Annotated in this window: 15 protein-coding genes and 1 tRNA gene; 6 read left to right on the top strand and 10 right to left on the bottom strand. The window is 63.5% G+C overall.

The window, feature by feature from the left end; translation table 11 throughout:
* The first annotated feature begins 66 nt into the window (after positions 1–66).
* Complete coding sequence (locus C725_RS12695) at positions 67–1,764, top strand: ABC1 kinase family protein (RefSeq protein WP_008603569.1); 1,698 nt, start codon at positions 67–69, stop codon at positions 1,762–1,764.
* A 604-nt stretch (positions 1,765–2,368) separates the two neighbouring features.
* Here C725_RS12695 and C725_RS12690 read toward each other — a convergent pair.
* A tRNA-Met gene (locus tag C725_RS12690) sits at positions 2,369–2,445 on the bottom strand.
* A 213-nt stretch (positions 2,446–2,658) separates the two neighbouring features.
* Between C725_RS12690 and C725_RS12685 the strand changes: the two genes are divergently transcribed.
* The 3 genes from C725_RS12685 (at position 2,659) to C725_RS12675 (ending at position 5,037) form a co-directional block, all read left to right on the top strand.
* A complete protein-coding gene (locus tag C725_RS12685; RefSeq protein ID WP_008603568.1) occupies positions 2,659–3,591 on the top strand; it encodes an isoaspartyl peptidase/L-asparaginase family protein in 933 nt (310 codons plus the stop codon).
* Positions 3,588–4,526 carry an NAD(P)H-dependent flavin oxidoreductase gene (locus C725_RS12680; protein WP_008603567.1) on the top strand — a complete coding sequence of 313 codons (939 nt, stop codon included), beginning with the start codon at positions 3,588–3,590 and terminating at the stop codon, positions 4,524–4,526. Before C725_RS12685 ends, C725_RS12680 begins: the two co-directional genes overlap by 4 nt.
* Positions 4,527–4,635: 109 nt before the next feature.
* Complete coding sequence (locus tag C725_RS12675; RefSeq protein WP_008603566.1) at positions 4,636–5,037, top strand: DUF3775 domain-containing protein; 402 nt, start codon at positions 4,636–4,638, stop codon at positions 5,035–5,037.
* Here the strand turns inward: C725_RS12675 and C725_RS12670 are convergent.
* The gene (locus tag C725_RS12670) at positions 5,034–5,576 is read right to left on the bottom strand and encodes a 2'-5' RNA ligase family protein (RefSeq protein ID WP_008603565.1); all 543 of its coding nucleotides are present in this window, start codon (positions 5,574–5,576) and stop codon (positions 5,034–5,036) included. The two genes, C725_RS12675 and C725_RS12670, sit on opposite strands and share 4 nt — an antisense overlap.
* Before the next feature lie 114 nt (positions 5,577–5,690).
* Here C725_RS12670 and C725_RS12665 point away from each other — a divergent pair, with 114 nt between their 5' ends.
* Complete coding sequence (locus tag C725_RS12665; protein WP_008603563.1) at positions 5,691–6,968, top strand: cation:proton antiporter; 1,278 nt, start codon at positions 5,691–5,693, stop codon at positions 6,966–6,968.
* A 9-nt stretch (positions 6,969–6,977) separates the two neighbouring features.
* Here the strand turns inward: C725_RS12665 and ribH are convergent, their stop codons facing one another.
* From ribH to C725_RS12625, 8 genes are all read right to left on the bottom strand, one after another.
* Positions 6,978–7,406 (bottom strand): 6,7-dimethyl-8-ribityllumazine synthase, encoded by a 429-nt coding sequence (gene ribH, locus C725_RS12660; protein ID WP_008603561.1) that lies wholly within the window; start codon positions 7,404–7,406, stop codon positions 6,978–6,980.
* A complete protein-coding gene (locus C725_RS12655; protein WP_008603559.1) occupies positions 7,406–8,041 on the bottom strand; it encodes a riboflavin synthase in 636 nt (211 codons plus the stop codon). Before C725_RS12655 ends, ribH begins: the two co-directional genes overlap by 1 nt.
* A gap of 10 nt (positions 8,042–8,051) precedes the next feature.
* On the bottom strand, positions 8,052–9,017 hold the full coding sequence (ribD, locus tag C725_RS12650; protein ID WP_038283218.1) for a bifunctional diaminohydroxyphosphoribosylaminopyrimidine deaminase/5-amino-6-(5-phosphoribosylamino)uracil reductase RibD: 966 nt from the start codon (positions 9,015–9,017) through the stop codon (positions 8,052–8,054).
* Between the two features lie 14 nt (positions 9,018–9,031).
* Complete coding sequence (locus tag C725_RS12645) at positions 9,032–9,406, bottom strand: hypothetical protein (RefSeq protein WP_008603555.1); 375 nt, start codon at positions 9,404–9,406, stop codon at positions 9,032–9,034.
* 81 nt (positions 9,407–9,487) lie between these two features.
* A protein-coding gene (gene prfB, locus C725_RS12640; RefSeq protein ID WP_149864674.1) for a peptide chain release factor 2 occupies positions 9,488–10,616 on the bottom strand; the annotation gives its coding sequence in 2 pieces (ribosomal slippage) (positions 9,488–10,546 and positions 10,548–10,616; 1,128 coding nt in all).
* Positions 10,617–10,707: 91 nt separating this feature from the next.
* The gene (locus C725_RS12635; RefSeq protein ID WP_008603552.1) at positions 10,708–13,182 is read right to left on the bottom strand and encodes a penicillin-binding protein 1A; all 2,475 of its coding nucleotides are present in this window, start codon (positions 13,180–13,182) and stop codon (positions 10,708–10,710) included.
* A gap of 59 nt (positions 13,183–13,241) precedes the next feature.
* On the bottom strand, positions 13,242–14,006 hold the full coding sequence (locus C725_RS12630) for an ABC transporter permease (protein ID WP_008603551.1): 765 nt from the start codon (positions 14,004–14,006) through the stop codon (positions 13,242–13,244).
* Positions 14,003–14,935 (bottom strand): ABC transporter ATP-binding protein, encoded by a 933-nt coding sequence (locus tag C725_RS12625; protein ID WP_008603550.1) that lies wholly within the window; start codon positions 14,933–14,935, stop codon positions 14,003–14,005. The genes C725_RS12630 and C725_RS12625 overlap by 4 nt, the downstream gene beginning before the upstream one ends.
* A 66-nt stretch (positions 14,936–15,001) precedes the next feature.
* On the opposite strand from C725_RS12625, the gene C725_RS12620 reads away from it, so the two are divergent.
* The gene (locus C725_RS12620; RefSeq protein WP_051051407.1) at positions 15,002–16,303 is read left to right on the top strand and encodes an MFS transporter; all 1,302 of its coding nucleotides are present in this window, start codon (positions 15,002–15,004) and stop codon (positions 16,301–16,303) included.
* Positions 16,304–16,307 lie beyond the last annotated feature (4 nt).

Raw genomic sequence — 16,307 nt, 5'->3', positions numbered from 1 at the left:
AGCTCATCCTCACGGAGCAGCTTGACGATCTGCTGCCCGAACTGAGAGGCTCCGCGGATAGGCTTCATGATCTGCTTTGGCGCGACATTGCCGCCGACGAGAAGCAAACGTTGCAGCAGATTCTTGCAAGGGTATCGGAAAATCTGGACCAACTCCGGGCCGAGGCTGAGTAATATCATGGCATCGCCCCCGGAAAAGCCTATCAGCAGCATCGCTCGCGCCGCGGAGATTGGCCGAATCTTAATGAGGCACGGTGCGAAGACTCTCGCCGGAGCCCTCGGATTTATTCCCTCTTCGAGCAATGTCATCGATCCTCGCGAATTTCGTCCGGCCGCAGTTGTCGCGTTCCTCCGTGACATCGGGCCAGTCGGCATAAAGCTGGGGCAGCTCCTCGCCACCCGAAGCGATCTGTTTACCGAACACTGGATCACTGCATTCTCAACCCTGCACGATCAGGTGTCGCCGGTGCGCTTCGCAGATATCGAGCCCGTACTTGCTTCAAGCTGGGGTGAGGACTGGCGGAACGACTTTGCGCAGTTCGACGAACAGCCTCTGGCGTCCGCCTCGATTGCACAGACCTATTCCGCCAAGCTACGGGACGGTAGCGAGGTCATCGTGAAAGTTCGCCGCCCGGGCACCGCCGCGCGCATGGAAGCCGATGTGCGCCTGCTTGTGCGTCTTGCCGAGATCGCGGAAGCACGCTCGCCTGACATCGCGCGTTACCGGCCAGTCGAGTTTCTGCGGACCTTCGGCCGCAATCTTGCCTGGGAGATGGACCTCGCTGCGGAATCCCGAGCCTGCGAGCGGATCGGCGCATATCTCGAAACCATCGGCGTCAGGACCCCGGCCATCCATTGGGAACTGACCGGGCTGCGGGTGAACGTTCAGGAACGCCTGTACGGCAGGCCCGCGTCTTCGCTGGGCGCCTCATCGGGCGATCCGGAGGTGGCGGCGTTCGCCAAGTGCTATGCCAACGCAGTCCTGCGCATGATCATTCTGAACGGCGAATTCCACGGCGACCCTCATCCCGGCAATGTTTTCCTGATCGGCGAGCAGGATGTCGGCTTCATCGACTTCGGATCGGTCGGGACGCTCACCAAGGCCAGGCGCGACGAGATCGTCCGCCTCGTGCTTGCGATTGCTGGTGAGGAAACCAGCGATGTCGCGGATGTCCTGCTCGCATGGGCGGGGGAGCCGAAGGTGGATCGCGATGCGCTCGCGGTGGATCTGGATCAGTTGATTGGAGAGTTCAGGGGGACCGTGCTATCTGGCATCGAGTTCTCGCAGATTTTTTCCCGCGTTTTCGATCTGTTGCGGGATTATCGACTGGTTCTGCCACCTGATCTGGCCATTCTTCTGCGTACCTTGTTGACTGCAGAGGGCTTCGTCCGATCGCTGGCACCGGACTACAACATCGCCGAAGAGACCCGGCCGATCATGACGGAGCTTCTCGCCGAGCGGTTCTCGCTCGGCAGCGCTCGGTCGGGTTTGAAGAGACTTCGCGGTCAGCTGCTGGGGTTGTCGGCGTCCTTGCCCGACATACTTGCCACTGCGAACTCGATCGCAAAGTCAGGATATGTGCCGGTTCAGCTCGATCCGCTCAGTATCGAGCAGCTCGCTGGACTTCGCAATGAGCGTCAGTCCTTGAAAGGCCCTCTAGCTGCCGCATTGATCATAGCTAGCGCGTTGCTTGTCGATCAATCCTGGCTTCTGGCTGGCGGCGCGCTTGTGATTGCTGGGGTGGTGCTCATCCGAAAGTCATAATGAAGGAGCAACTTAATTCGTGCACGGTCACGATACGGCAAAGCCGAACTTAACGAGGATTTCATGCGCCTCACTTCAGCGACCAAGACGCATCGCGAAGAAAATTTTTCGACCTATTGCGATTGAAGGCTTATTTTCCTCAATCAGACGAAACTTTGGAACGGCAGCTTTCAGTCGTGTCCTCGCCTGACGTTATGGCCGCTATGAGGGCGCAAAGCGGTCATCTCAGGAGTGAAAAGGTAGTGCCTCCCCTGCCCCACGTCGGTCATTTCCGTTCGAATCCTCACGCGGGACTCGAACTCCACCGTTTGACCGGGACCTCTGCGATGTATTTCGCCATGAAATGTCTTGAACAAGCCGTTGTCCTAGCGTCAAAATCTATCCTTCGGCTCGCATTCGCGGGTGGGGGTATCACCTAACTCACCCACAGCGGGAAATACCCCCAAAATACCCCCACAAAGCCTCCGGCTTCAAGCGAACACATGCGGACGCATACGGACACAAGCGGACTGGCGTGGTAGCACATCAGCTATCGAAATCAGGGATTTGGGTCGAAAATCCGGACGCATACGGACACAAGCGAACCTATACGGACGCTATTTCCTGGTAGCGGAGGAGGGATTCGAACCCCCGACACATGGATTATGATTCCACTGCTCTAACCGACTGAGCTACTCCGCCGCCCGAAGGGTTGCCCCGATTTTCGGTAGGGGCACCGGCTGTGAGGGCGGCGATATAGGGCGGGTCGAGAGGTCGGTCAATCGCCTGCGTTGCGCGCACGCGTGGCGGCGCCTAAGCCCGCGCCTGAGCTTGGCACCGACCGCGCACTTGCCAAGGAAGGCGACACCGAAAGCCGAACAGCGCGGCACCCGCAAAAGGAAAGCAGAGCAAAGTATGACCGACTGGACCCTCGTCATTCACGGTGGATCGGGCGCCATGAGCCGGGACACGATTTCCGCTGAGCAGGACGGCGTGCAGCGACAGGCGCTCAGCCGCGCGCTCCAGGCCGGAAAGGCTGTGCTGGCTTCCAGCGGCAGCGCCGTCGACGCGGTAGAAGCGGCAGTGGCGGTGCTGGAAGATGATCCCGGCTTCAACGCCGGTCACGGCGCCGTTTTCAACGCGGCAGGCTCCATCGAACTCGACGCCGCCATCATGGACGGGCGGACGCTGGAGGCGGGCGCGGTCTGCGGGACCACCCGAACCCGCAATCCCGTGCGCCTGGCGCGCGCCGTGATGGAACGCAGCCCGCACGTCCTGCTGCAGGGCTCGGGCGCCGACGAATTTTCCCGCGATTCCGGCCTGGATCAGGTCGAGAACAGCTATTTTGAAACGGATGAGCGGCGCATGCAGCTGGAACGCATGCGCGAGCGTGCGGCCGGCTCTGGCGATGTGTTCGATATCGACGTGAAGTTCGGCACAGTGGGGGCCGTTGCGCGCGACACCAGCGGCAACATCGCCGCCGCCACCTCCACGGGCGGCCTGACAGGCAAACGCTTCGGCCGGGTCGGCGACACGGCGGTCATCGGCGCCGGCACGCTTGCCGACATACGCACATGCGCCGTATCGGCAACCGGTGCAGGCGAGTTCTACATCCGTACGGCCGCCGCCTCGGCAATCGCGGCGCGAATGCGCTTCGGCGGGGAAAGCCTGCAGGTTGCGGCTGACGCCGTGCAAGCGGAGATTAGGGAGATGGGCGGCTCCGGCGGTGTCATCGCCGTCGCGCCCGACGGCACGCCCGCATGGTCGTTCAATACCCCTGGAATGTACCGCGGTCGCGCCAGGGCCGACGGCACCTTGGAAATCGGCATTTACGGAGACGAGAAATGAGCCTTCCAGCGCCCTTGCAGAACCGGCTGAAGATTCCAGTCATCGCCTCGCCGCTGTTCATCATTTCCAATCCCGACCTCGTCATCGCTCAGTGCCGATCCGGCGTCGTCGGCTCCTTCCCCACTCTGAATGCCCGGCCGGTCGAGCAGCTCGAAGAGTGGCTGCAGCGCCTGACGTCGGAACTGACACAGGATGACGCCCCCTTCGCGGCGAATCTGATCGTCCATAAATCCAATGACCGGCTACAGGCCGACCTCGACCTGTGCGTCAAATACAAGGTGCCGGTGATCATCACCTCACTTGGCGCCCGGGAGGATGTGAACGCGGCGATCCATTCCTATGGCGGCATCGTGCTGCACGACGTCATTAACGACCGTTTCGCACGCAAGGCCGTGGAAAAGGGTGCGGACGGTCTGATCGCGGTGGCGGCGGGCGCCGGCGGTCATGCCGGCACGCTTTCCCCTTTCGCGCTGGTGCAGGAGATCCGCAAATGGTTCGACGGTCCGCTTGCGCTGTCCGGATCGATCGCCACGGGCGGCGCGGTGCTGGCGGCCCAGGCCATGGGCGCGGACCTCGGCTATATTGGGTCCGCCTACATAGCAACCGAGGAAGCGCGGGCGGACGAGGCCTACAAGCAGATGATCGTGGAATCCGGCGCGGAGGACATCGTCTACTCGAATCTCTTCACGGGCGTGCACGGCAACTATCTCGCGCCGTCCGTGGCCCGTGCCGGACTCGATCCCGCCAACCTTCCCGAATCCGACCCCAGCAAGATGAACTTCGCCTCGGGCGGCAATCAGGACAAGAAGGCCTGGAAGGACATATGGGGATGCGGACAGGGAATCGGTGCCGTCGATCGCATTCAGCCCGCGGCAGAGCTGACCCAGCGTCTGATCCGCGAATATGCTGAAGCGCGGGGGCGAATTGCCGCTTGACACGATTGTCGACGGGGAAGGTCGATCTGCCGAAATAAAGGAACCGGCCTCATTGGGCGGCGTTGGCCGAAGCAACTTTTAACCAAGCTTCGCGCGGAAAGGCCGCCTTATGGAACTGACAATCTCTCTGGAAGAGCTTTGCCGCATCATCGTGCGCGCCAAGGAGTATGACGCGCAGGTGCCGGCGGTCGACCCGAATGACAGTTCCAACATGGCGGACGACGATGCGGTCGACACGCTGGAGGACGAGACGAACACCTCCGTGGAGGAGGAACTGCAATCCGCCATCGACGATCTGAACGAGGACGAGCAGGCAGAGGTCTATGCGTTGATGCTGGTCGGCCGCGGTTCCTACGATGCGTCGGAATGGGACGATGCGTTGCAGCTGGTCGCCGACGAGGTCTCTGACATCACGGAGGAACTTCTGGAAACTCCGATGCTGGCAAGCCTTCTGGAAGCCGGCCTTGCCGCGTTCGACCTCAGCTGCGACGATATCGGCACTGTCAGCTAGAGCCGACCTCGGAAACGCACCTCACGTAGCGGCTCCCACGGGCCGCCGCGATACCACCAGAGGGCCGCGCCGCACACGTCGAAGGGGAAAAGTCGAAACCCTGCCGATAGCTCTGCATGAAGCGCTTTTGCAGCGTCCGGGGAAACCTTGTTCTGGATCGTGACGTGAGGGCGAAAACCCCGCCGGTCCTGCGGCACAAGGTCGAGCGACCACCGCTCGGCCAGACGAAAGCGAAAATCCATCAACGCAGGGGAGTCGACGATGATGGACACGCCCCGCCTCATGAAATGCGGGCGGATCGCCCGCGCCTCCATCCGGCCTTCGTGCCTCGCTTCGTCCTTCAGGTCCTGTATCAGCGCGTCTGCGCGCGGACCGGGCAAATGATGGAACAGCGTCAGGTGAGCAGGGAGGAAATTGCGCTCGGCCGGAAAATGCTTCCGCCGCAGCGCGTCGAAATGGGCGAGCGCGCGAGGCTCCATCATGGCGGTCAGAATGATCGGCGCAACCGCCTCATCCCCATTTTGCAGCGAACCCGGCATTGCGCTTCGCCTACTCGCTATCGTTCCGATCATCCAGCCGTGCCCGGGGTGCGGATGGTTCGATGACGGACGCGATCAGTTGCACGCCACCATGCGGGCGGTAAGGATCGCGTCATGGACCTGCCGCCCCTGTCTGCCTTCGACGCCGCCGCGATCATCGTCGTTATGGCGGCCGGGCTCGGCTATCTCAATCATCGCTACCTGAAGCTGCCGCACGTTATCGGCTTGACGATCATGGGCGCGGCGGCGTCGCTGATCGCGGTGGGCACCGACCTTATCATACCAACTCTTTCCCTGGCCGAGGGAACGGAGGCGTTCCTTTCCGACCTCGATTTCCCGGATACGCTGATGCAGGGCATGCTGTCCTTCCTCCTCTTCGCCGGGGCGCTGCATGTCGATCTCGACGAACTGAAGAAGGGCTGGCTGCCGATCCTGGTTCTGTCCACGATCGGCGTGATCACCTCAACCATCATCGTCGGCTTCCTCTTCTTCGGCCTCTGCAACCTGATCGGCGTCGCCATTCCGCTGATCTGGTGCCTGGTCTTCGGTGCGCTGATCAGCCCCACCGATCCCGTCAGCGTGCTCGGCATTCTGCGGCGCGCAGCCGTTCCACCGACGCTGCAGGCGACGGTGGCGGGCGAAAGCCTTTTCAACGACGGCGTCGGCGTCGTCGTTTTCTCCATCCTGTCGTCTGCCGCGATCTCCGGCGCCGACTTCAGTCTTTCGGAGGGCGCGCGCCTGTTCGCCGCCGAAGCCGGCGGCGGTATCCTCCTCGGGCTGGCGGCCGGCTATATCGGGTTCCGCGCCATGCGCGCCATCGACGTTTATTCGATCGAGGTCCTGATCAGCCTTGCCGTCGTCATGGGCGGCTACGCGCTGGCGATGCACCTGCACCTTGCCGGCCCGGTCGCCATGGCGATCGCGGGCCTCCTCATCGGCAATCAGGGTGTCACCTTCGCCATGAGCGACATCACGCGCGATTATCTTCTGAAATTCTGGGAGCTGATCGATGAAATGCTGAACTCGGTCCTGTTCCTGCTGATCGGTCTCGAAATCATCGTCATCGCCGCACGTTGGGAATTCCTGATCCTCGCACTCGCCGCCATACCTCTGGTGCTTGCGTCCCGCACATTGGCCGTCGCCGGACCGATGTCCCTTCTTCGCCGCTTCACGCCCCTGTCGCGCGCGGCAACCCCGATACTCGTCTGGGGTGGTCTGCGCGGGGGAATTTCCATCGCCCTTGCGCTCAGCCTGCCGGCCGGCCCGCTCCGCGATGCGATCCTGGCGACGACCTATGGCGTGGTGCTGTTCAGCGTTCTCGTGCAGGGCGCGACCGTAGGACGGCTCGTCGCGTGGCTGAAACGCCGCCCGGGGATCGAGATGGCGGGCTGATCGCCGTTCCTATGTTCGGCCCAGGAACTGCACCCTGAGATCGAGGAGGGCAAGGGCCGCTTTCGCCGCCTCGCCGCCCTTGTCCTTCTGAGAGCGTTCGGCGCGCACCCGCGCCTGCTCCTCATTCTCCACCGTCAGAATGCCGTTGCCGATGGCAATCCCGTCGAGCGTCAGCGCCATGATCGCACGCGCGCTCTCACCGGCCACAATCTCGAAGTGGTAGGTCTCGCCGCGAATGACGGTGCCAAGCGCGACGAAGGCGTCATAACGACCACTATCGGATGCCATGCCGATCGCCGCCGGAATCTCCAGCGCGCCGGGCACGGTGACCGTCTCGTGCGTATGCCCAGCCTCCTCGATCGCGTGCCGGGCGCCATCAAGAAGGGCATCCGCGAACCCGTCGTAGAAGCGGGCTTCGACAAGCAGAACATGCGCCATCAGGCGACCTTCCTCGATTGCGTTTCGGCCGCGCTGCGTCGATCGAGCATCCGGCCCAGATAGCGGGCCAGCGTGTCGATCTCGATATTCACAGCATCGCCCTCGCTTAGCGCCCCGAGCGTCGTCACCTCACCGGTGTGCGGGATCATGTTGAAACTGAAGCGAACGAGCCCCGTCCCCATATCTTCGACGGAATTGACGGTCAGCGATACGCCGTCCAGCGTGACGGAGCCTTTCGGCGCGACATACGCGGCAACGCTCTCCGGCGCCTCTATCCAGATTTCATGGCTGTCCCCGACCGGGCGCCGCGCTGCGATACACCCGGTGGCATCCACATGCCCGGTGACGATGTGGCCGCCAAGCTCATCGCCCATGCGCAGGGCGCGTTCGAGGTTCAAGCGGGCGCCCTCCTGCCAATGGGCAGCGACAGTTCGGTTGATCGTTTCAGCGGAGACATCGACGGCAAACAGGTCGGCATCTCTCGCGACGACCGTCAGGCATGCCCCGGAACAGGCAATGGAGGCGCCAATGTCGACAGTGGACAGATCATAGCCGGTGCGTATCCACAAGCGGCGATCGCCGCGCTCCTCGCTGCGCACGACCGTGCCGATGTCGGTGATGATTCCGGTAAACATAGCCGCGTCCCTACCGGGTCCGGTCGTAGATTTCGAGATGGTCCGTGCCGAGACGCCTCGATTGCCGAAGAGTCCAGCGCCCATGGGCATGGTTCAGACGCTCCAGCCCAATGCGGCCGAGACCCGGCGCGTTGTCGCCGATCACGATGGGGGCGCGGTAGACCAGAAGCCGGTCCACCGCATCGGCGGCGAGAAGCGTTCCGGCAAGTCCGGCGCCGCCTTCGACGAGAACATCATTGAACGGCAGGCCGGGAAACTCCTCGGGTCGCCGCAGCAAGACTCCGCCGCGCTCGGCGAAGGCCGCCGGCAATTCCGCCATGGTGGCCGACATCAGCAGCGGCACCGGACTCCTGCTCTCCAGGCCCGGCAGCCGGCATGTCAGCGCCGGCGCGTCGGCCTCGAACGTGCCCCGCCCGATCAGTATCGCATCCGCGCGGGCCCGCATCATATGGGCATGCGCGCGGGCAATCGGCCCCGTGATCCACTGGCTTTCGCCGCTTACAAGCGCCACCCGCCCATCGATCGAGACCGCCACTTTCAACGTGATCCTTGGCCTGCCCCGCGACAAGCGGGTCAGAAAGCCGGCATGCGCGGCTTCAGCCTCCGCCCTCTTGCAGTCTTCGACGACCCGAATCCCGGCGGCGCGCAAAATTTGCACCCCGCGGCCCGCCGTGCGGGGGTCGGGGTCCGTCATGGCAATGAACACATTCGCCGGCCCGGCTGCCGCTAGAATCTCGGCGCACGCCGGACCGCGCGCGCTTGCATGGGCACAGGGCTCAAGGGAAACGAAGACGTCTGCGCCGCGTGTCCGACCGCCTGCCAGTTGCAATGCGCATGCCTCCGCATGGGGCCGGCCGCCGGGCTGGGTCCAGCCGCGCCCGACCACGACCCCGCCTCGCACGATCAGGCAACCCACCGCCGGATTCGGCGCCGTACGCCCAAGGCCGCGCGCGCCGAGCGCGATGGCCGCGCGCATCCAGCGGCCAGAACTCACTCGGTTTCGCTGTCCTCGCTGGCGGCCGCCGCGCCGAGCGTGCCGCGCCGGATGGCGGGTTCTGCCGCGCCGGCGGCATCCTCGGCACCAAGATCCGCTACCGCTTCGGCGGCAAGTTGATCCGCTGCAGTCTCCGCGGCATCCGCGATCCGGCGCTCTTCCTCCTGCGCCGCAAGGGCATCCTCGTAGGAGCGGTCGCCGTCCCAGCTCTGCACGTAAACGATCTCCGGTTCCGGCTTCCAATAGCCATACAGCGCTTCTACCACGAACAGGGAAGCGATGAACAGAACCGCGCCAAGCGCGACTGCGGCGCCGATCCACTGCGTGCGTTCGATGTTGGCAAGGCGTGCGCGAAGCGAAGTCAGGAACATAGGGATCCAAGGTAATGATGCACGCGCGCCGACGCCAGTGGCGCGCGCGGCATGACAGCGGCACCGGTATCGACGGCAGGACTAATCGACGTCCTCCACCTCAACGGTCTCTCCGGTCACGCGCTGCGCCAAAGCGGCCGCCATGAACTCGTCGAGATCGCCGTCCAGGACGGCGGTCGGATTGCCCTTGGTGACGCCGGTCCGCAGATCCTTCACCATCTGATAGGGCTGCAGCACGTAACTGCGGATCTGGTGTCCCCAACCGATATCGGTTTTCGTGGCGTTGGTCGCGTTCGCTTCCTCCTCCCGTCGGCGGAGTTCCTCCTCGTAAAGCCGTGCCTTCAGCTGCTGCATGGCCTGCGCGCGGTTCTTGTGCTGCGAGCGCTGGTTCTGACACGCAACGACGATTCCGGTGGGGACGTGCGTGATGCGAACGGCGCTGTCCGTCGTGTTGACGTGCTGTCCGCCGGCGCCCGATGCCCGATAGGTGTCGATCTTCAGGTCGCTTTCATTGACCTCGATATCGATATCGTCGTCGACAACCGGATAAACCCAGACGGAGGCGAAGCTCGTGTGCCGGCGGGCGGCGGAATCGTAGGGGCTGATGCGCACCAGCCGGTGCACGCCCGATTCCACCTTCGCATAGCCGTAGGCGCCCTGCCCCTTCAGCATCAGCGTCGCCGACTTGATGCCTGCCTGCTCGCCCGCATGATAGTCGACAAGCTCGACCTTCATGCCGCGCCGCTCCGCCCAGCGCTGGTACATGCGCTGCAGCATGCCGGCCCAGTCGTTCGATTCCGTGCCACCGGCGCCGGAGTTGATCTCGACATAGGTATCGTTGCCGTCCGCCTCTCCAGAAAGGAGGGCGGCAACCTTGTCGCGGTCTGCACGCTCGGCCAGCGCGGCGAGAGCCTTGACGGCATCGTTCACCAGTTCATCGTCGCCTTCGGCTTCCGCCAGCTCCACCATCTCGGCGGTATCGTCCAGCTCCTTGCGGATCGCGCGCGTCGCTCCGACGGCCTCTTCCAACCGGCCGCGTTCCTGCATCAGCTTCTGCGCCTCAGCGGGGTCGTCCCACAGGCCGGGGTCTTCGGCGCGGGCGTTCAGCTCGTCTAGGCGCCGGGTCGCGACATCCCAGTCAAAGAAACCTCCGGATAAGAGTCAGCGCATCTTCGATACGGTCGACATAGGTCTGGGCTTCGGCGCGCATGGGCGTGCTCCTTTCGATTAAAGCGGCGCCGGGCACGCCGAACGGGCGCGGCAGCGGAGCCGAGGGGAAATGAATCTTTCGGGCGGGCTCGTTAGTAAATCCCGCCCTGTTGCTGCAAGAAGTCGCTGTCGGAGCGGACTTCGCGTTCCTGCCCCTCCACGAACGGATCGTTCTGTTGCTGTGCAATCTGACGGCGAGGTTCGCTCTCGGGCTTGAACGCCTCCCAGATCACGGAGGGGGTGTAGCCGTCCGTCGGCCAACTGCCATAGACCTTCTTGCCCGACCGGCGATCGATGCGAACCATGCGGACGCCGTCGGGAATGATGAAGGGCTTCTTCGGCACGTCCTCGGGGATCACCGCCTCAAAGAACTGGCGCGCCGCCGGCGCCGCCAGCGTACCGCCCTGCGCGTAATAGCCCATATTCTGCGGCTCGTCGAAACCGAGATAGAGACCGGCGACCAGATCCTGCGTGCCGCCCACGAACCAGACGTTCGTCGGTCCGTTCGTCGTGCCGGTCTTGCCGAACATCGGCCGTTCCAGCCGGCGCAGCGCTGTCGCCGTACCGCGCTGCACCACCCCCTCCAGCATGTGGATGACCTGATAGGCGGTTCGCGCATCCATGGCCTGCGGGCGATTGTCGCCGGGCGTCGGCATCGCCTGCCCCTCGTACCGCGGCACGTTGCAACCCTGACAGTTGCGGCCATCCGCGCGGTAGATGGTATTGCCGTGCCGGTCCTGGATCAGGTCGTAGAGCACAGGCCGCTGCCGCTTCCCGCCGTTCGCCATCATGGCGTAGGCGTTGACCAGGTCGAGAACGGTGGTTTCGCCCGCGCCCAGGCTCATGGCCAGATAGGGCTGATAGTCGCCGATGCCCATGTCCTTGATCAGGCCGACGACGTTCTCCATGCCGGTCTGATAGGCCAGGCGCACCGTCATCAAGTTACGCGACTGTTCCAGCCCCCAACGCATCGTCTGCGCGCCGGCCGAGCGGCCGGAAAAATTGCGGAAACACTTCTGTCCCAGCCCCGCGCCCTGATAGACGCAGTACGGCGCATCCAGAACGATGGACGCCGGCGTGAACCCGTTTTCCAGCGCGGCGGCGTAAACGAAGGGCTTGATCGCCGATCCCGGCTGACGCTTCGCCTGTGTCGCGCGGTTATACTGCGACCGGCGCGTATCGAAGCCGCCGACCATGGCGAAGACGCGGCCGGTCGAAATCTCCTGCACCACCATGCCGCCGCCGACTTCCGGAATCTGGCGCAGCTTGTAGGTGGTTTCGCTGTTGTCGTTCAGTTTTACGGGGAAGACGTCGCCGGGCGTGATTTCCGAGAAGGCGGTGCCGCCGGCGCCGCGCACGGCGAGATCGGCATCGCCTCGGCTCATCGTGCCCTCGGTGCCGTTTTCGAAGCCCAGCGTAATGGTGCCGCCGGATTTCGACAGGGCAACGGCGGCGACCCAGTCGTCATAGCCCACGGGCAAATTCAGGTCGCGCAGGCGCTCGGCCCAGCCCTCCCCCAGTTCGATGGTGTCGGTGGCACCGCGCCAGCCCCGCCCCCGGTCGTATCGGACCAGCGCGTCGCGCAGCGCCGTTTCCGCCGCAGCCTGCATTGCAGGATCGATCGTGCCGCGTATCCAAAGTCCGCCCGTATAGACGCCGTGCGGCCCCTCCTCGCCATAGCGATCGATCAGGTCACGCCTGACGGCCTCGGTATAATAGGCACCCAGGCTGCGCTGCGTCAGTTGCTGCCGCCGGTCGATCGTGTCCAGCGGCGCGTTCGCCGCCGCCTGACGCTGAGCGGACGAGAGGTAGCCGTTCCTCTCCATTTCGCGGAGAACGTAGTTGCGGCGCGCCAGGGCAAGCCGGCGACCGGTTTCTGTCGAAGGGTTATAATTGGACGGCGCCTTCGGCAGCACCGCCAGAAAAGCGGATTCCGGCGTCGTCAGTTCCGTGACCGGCTTGTCGAAATAGGCGAAGCTTGCCGCCTGGACGCCATAGGCGTTCCGCCCCAGGAAAATCTGGTTCAGATAAAGCTCGAGAATGCGCTCCTTGGAAAAGGTGCGCTCGATCCGCATGGCAAGAATGATTTCCTTCAGCTTGCGCGTCACGGAATATTCATCGCCCAGCAGCAGGTTCTTCGCGACCTGCTGCGTGATGGTCGAACCGCCGACCGCCCGTTCGCCCGATCCCATCTTGGATACGTAATCGAACACGGCGTTCGTGAATCCCGTGATGTCAACGCCGCCATGAACGAAGAAGGTCTTGTCCTCCGCCGAAATAAACGCGGCGATCAACTCTGCGGGAAGATCGTCATAGGTGGCATAGATGCGCCGTTCCCGCGCGAAGGTGGCGAAGGGCTCGCCGTTCACGTCGCGCAAGTGGCTCGGCAGCGGCGGCTCATACTCCGCAAGCTGCGCCGTATCGGGCAGATCGCTCGCCAGGTAGAAATAGCCGCCCGCCAGGATTGCGACGCCCAGCGCGAACAGGGCGCCGAACGTGATCAGCATGCGGCGTGCCCAACGCGGCAGGCGCCGCCGGCGATCTTCGGAATCGGTCATATCGGCCATATACGCCGTCTAGCCGACCCGGTCCCCGCCCCGCCAGCATAAAGGGGCGATATCCGCTCTCAGGTCTTCAGGCGGTAGCCGGTGCGGAACATCCAGAAAATGATCGCCAGCAGCACTGCGAAGAAGCCAAGCACGGCGCCGATGCTGATCTCAACGGGCACGTCGCCGACACCGAAGAACGTCCACCGGAACCCGCTGATCAGATAGACGACCGGATTGAACAGCGTGATCGTCCGCCAGACGGGCGGCAGCATCTCGATGGCGTAGAAGGCGCCGCCGAGAAAGGTGAGCGGATAGACCACCAGCAGCGGAATGACCTGCAGCTGCTCGAAGCTTTTCGCCCAGACGCCGATGACGAAACCGAACAGGCAGAATGTTATGGCGATCACCACAAGGAAGATCGCCATCAGCACAGGGTGCGCGATCTCCACATCCACGAAAAGATTGGCCGTCGCCAGGATGATCACGCCGATGATGATCGACTTGGACGCAGCCGCGCCGACATAGGCGGTGATGGTTTCCAGCGGCGAAATCGGCGCGGACAGCATCTCGTAGATCGTGCCGGACCATTTCGGCATGTAGATGCCGAAGGATGCGTTCGAAATGCTCTCCGTGAACATGGACAGCATCATCAGCCCAGGCACGATGAATGCGCCGTAGGGTACGCCGGACACTTCGTCCATGCGGCTGCCGATGGCCGAGCCGAAGACGATGAAATAAAGCGACGTGGTGATGACCGGCATGACGAGACTGGTCCAGAAGGTGCGCCCGAAGCGCGCCATCTCGAACCGGTAGATCGCCCAGATTCCCCGCCGGTTGGTCATGCGTCCTCCCGCTTGTGTACCAGATCCACGAAAATATCCTCCAGCGAACTCTGGCGCGTGCCCAGGTCCTTAAAGCCGACGCCGATGTCGGTCATTCGCCGCAGGAGCGAGGGCACACCGGTATGTTCGGCCTTCGTATCGAACTCGTAGATCAGTTCGTGCCCGCCATCCGCCAGCCGCGGCGCCCATTCCGCAAGGTCGGGCGGCACCTCGGACAGTGGTTCCGTCAGGTTCAGGGTCAGGGTCTTGCGGCCCAGTTGCCGCATCAGCGACCGGGTCTCGTCGACCACGACGATCTCGCCGGACCGGATGACGGCCACACGGTCCGCCATCTCCTCCGCCTCCTCGATATAGTGCGTGGTCAGGACGATGGTGACACCGCGGGCGCGCATCTTGTGCACCATTTCCCACATGTCCCGCCGCAGTTCGACGTCGACGCCGGCGGTCGGTTCGTCCAGGAACAGGATGTCGGGATCATGGCTGAGTGCCTTTGCGATCATCACGCGGCGTTTCATACCGCCCGACAATTCCAGAATCTTTGCCTTGCGCTTGTCCCAAAGGGTCAGATCACGCAGCAACTGCTCCAGAAACGCATCGTCGCGCGGCCGCCCGAACAACCCGCGAGAGAACCGCACCGCACTCCACACGCTTTCGAAGGCGTCGGTGCTGAGTTCCTGCGGCACCAGTCCGATGCGCGAGCGCGCCGCCCGCCATTCCTTGCGGTGATCGTGGCCGTCCACCAGAACCGTGCCGCCGGAGGGCGTCACCGTACCGCAGACGATTCCGATCAGGGTCGTCTTGCCGGCGCCGTTCGGCCCGAGAAGCGCCAGGATTTCGCCCTTTTTTACGCTCAGATCGACGCCCTTCAGCGCCGTGAAGCCGCCGGCATAGGTCTTTGTCAGACCGCGAATGTCGATGATGGGATCCATGCCCTGCCTTTTCCCGGCAGCCATCTGCCAAGTCCACGATTTTTCCGCGCTACCGGCATTATCGTTATGTTGCGGGCAGACGCGCAGCCTGTACGGAAGGTGTGCACGTACGGCGATGCCGATGCGGAGGCGGGTTATACGCGATTCGTCGATGAAAATCTGAAGCGCAACTACATCGCCCATTTCACGCACGGCATGCTCGGCATGACAGGCTTTCGGCTGGTTTATGCGCCGACCTTCGTTCCGGCCTATCTCGGGCTCTTGACGGGCTCGCCGTTTCTGGTCGGTTTCGGCCAGTCGCTGCAACAGGCGGGCGCCGTTCTCTCGCCGGTGCTTGGCGCCCAGCAGATCGAGCATCGCAAGCGAATCCTGCCGGTGTCGCTGCTACTTGGTGGACTCATGCGACTTCAGCTGCTGGGCCTCGCCGTCGTCGGCTGGCTGCTGGAGGGGCCGAGCCTTGTCGTTGCCACATTCTTCTTTCTGTTCCTGCTGGGGTTCTTCATGGGTTCCCAGCGTGTCGCGTTCCAGGTCCTGCTCGCAAAGGTCATTCCCATCCGCAAGCGCGGCCGGTTGCAGGCATGGCGCAACCTCTTCGGCGGCGGCCTCGCGGCCGCGCTCAGCTATTGGGCCGGCAGGACGATCATCGAGGAGGACTGGCTGGGGAACGGTTACGCCACGACGTTCGCCTTCAGCTTCGTGCTCACGTCCATAGGCCTGATGATCATCGCCCGCTTCATGCGGGAACCGGAACCGCCCACCGTTCGCCAGCGCATGAGTCTTCGGGACCGCTTCCGCGAGTTCCCCTCCCTTATTGCCGACCGTGACTATCGCAACTTCCTGATCGCGCAGCTTCTGGCCATGTCCGGACGCATTTCGATCCCCTTCTGCATCCTCTACGCGGGCGAGACGCTCGGCCTGTCGGGGGAGACGGTCGGACTGCTCTCCCTTGCCTTCCTCGGCGCGGATACGATCTCGAACCTGATCTGGGGGCCGATGGGCGACCGTTTCGGGTTCCGGCTGGTCTTCATCTGCGCGATCTCGACGTGGGCGCTGTCCATCGCGCTCCTCCTCGCATCGCACAGCACGCTTATGTTTTTCGCATCCTTCGCCGGCCTCGGCGCATCGCTGTCGGGCTATATGATGAGCGCCCAGACGCTCGTGCTGGAATTCGGCGGCCGCGACGATGTGCCGATGCGGCTTGCCCTTTCCACGACCATCGAGACAGCCATGGCGACCGTCGGTCCCCTAGTCGGCGGAGTGATCGTGTCGCTATCGGGCTATCCGCCCGTTTTCGTCCTCACTCTGATCTGCCTGATGGCGGCGCTCGCCATGCTGATCCTTAGGGTTCGCGAGCCGCGCTTTCGCTGACCTT

The sequence above is a fragment of the Pacificimonas flava genome (genome assembly GCF_000342165.1).
Lineage (GTDB): Bacteria > Pseudomonadota > Alphaproteobacteria > Sphingomonadales > Sphingomonadaceae > Pacificimonas > Pacificimonas flava.
Note: the sequence above shows the minus strand (reverse complement) of the source record. Positions and strands in the feature narration are given on the sequence as shown.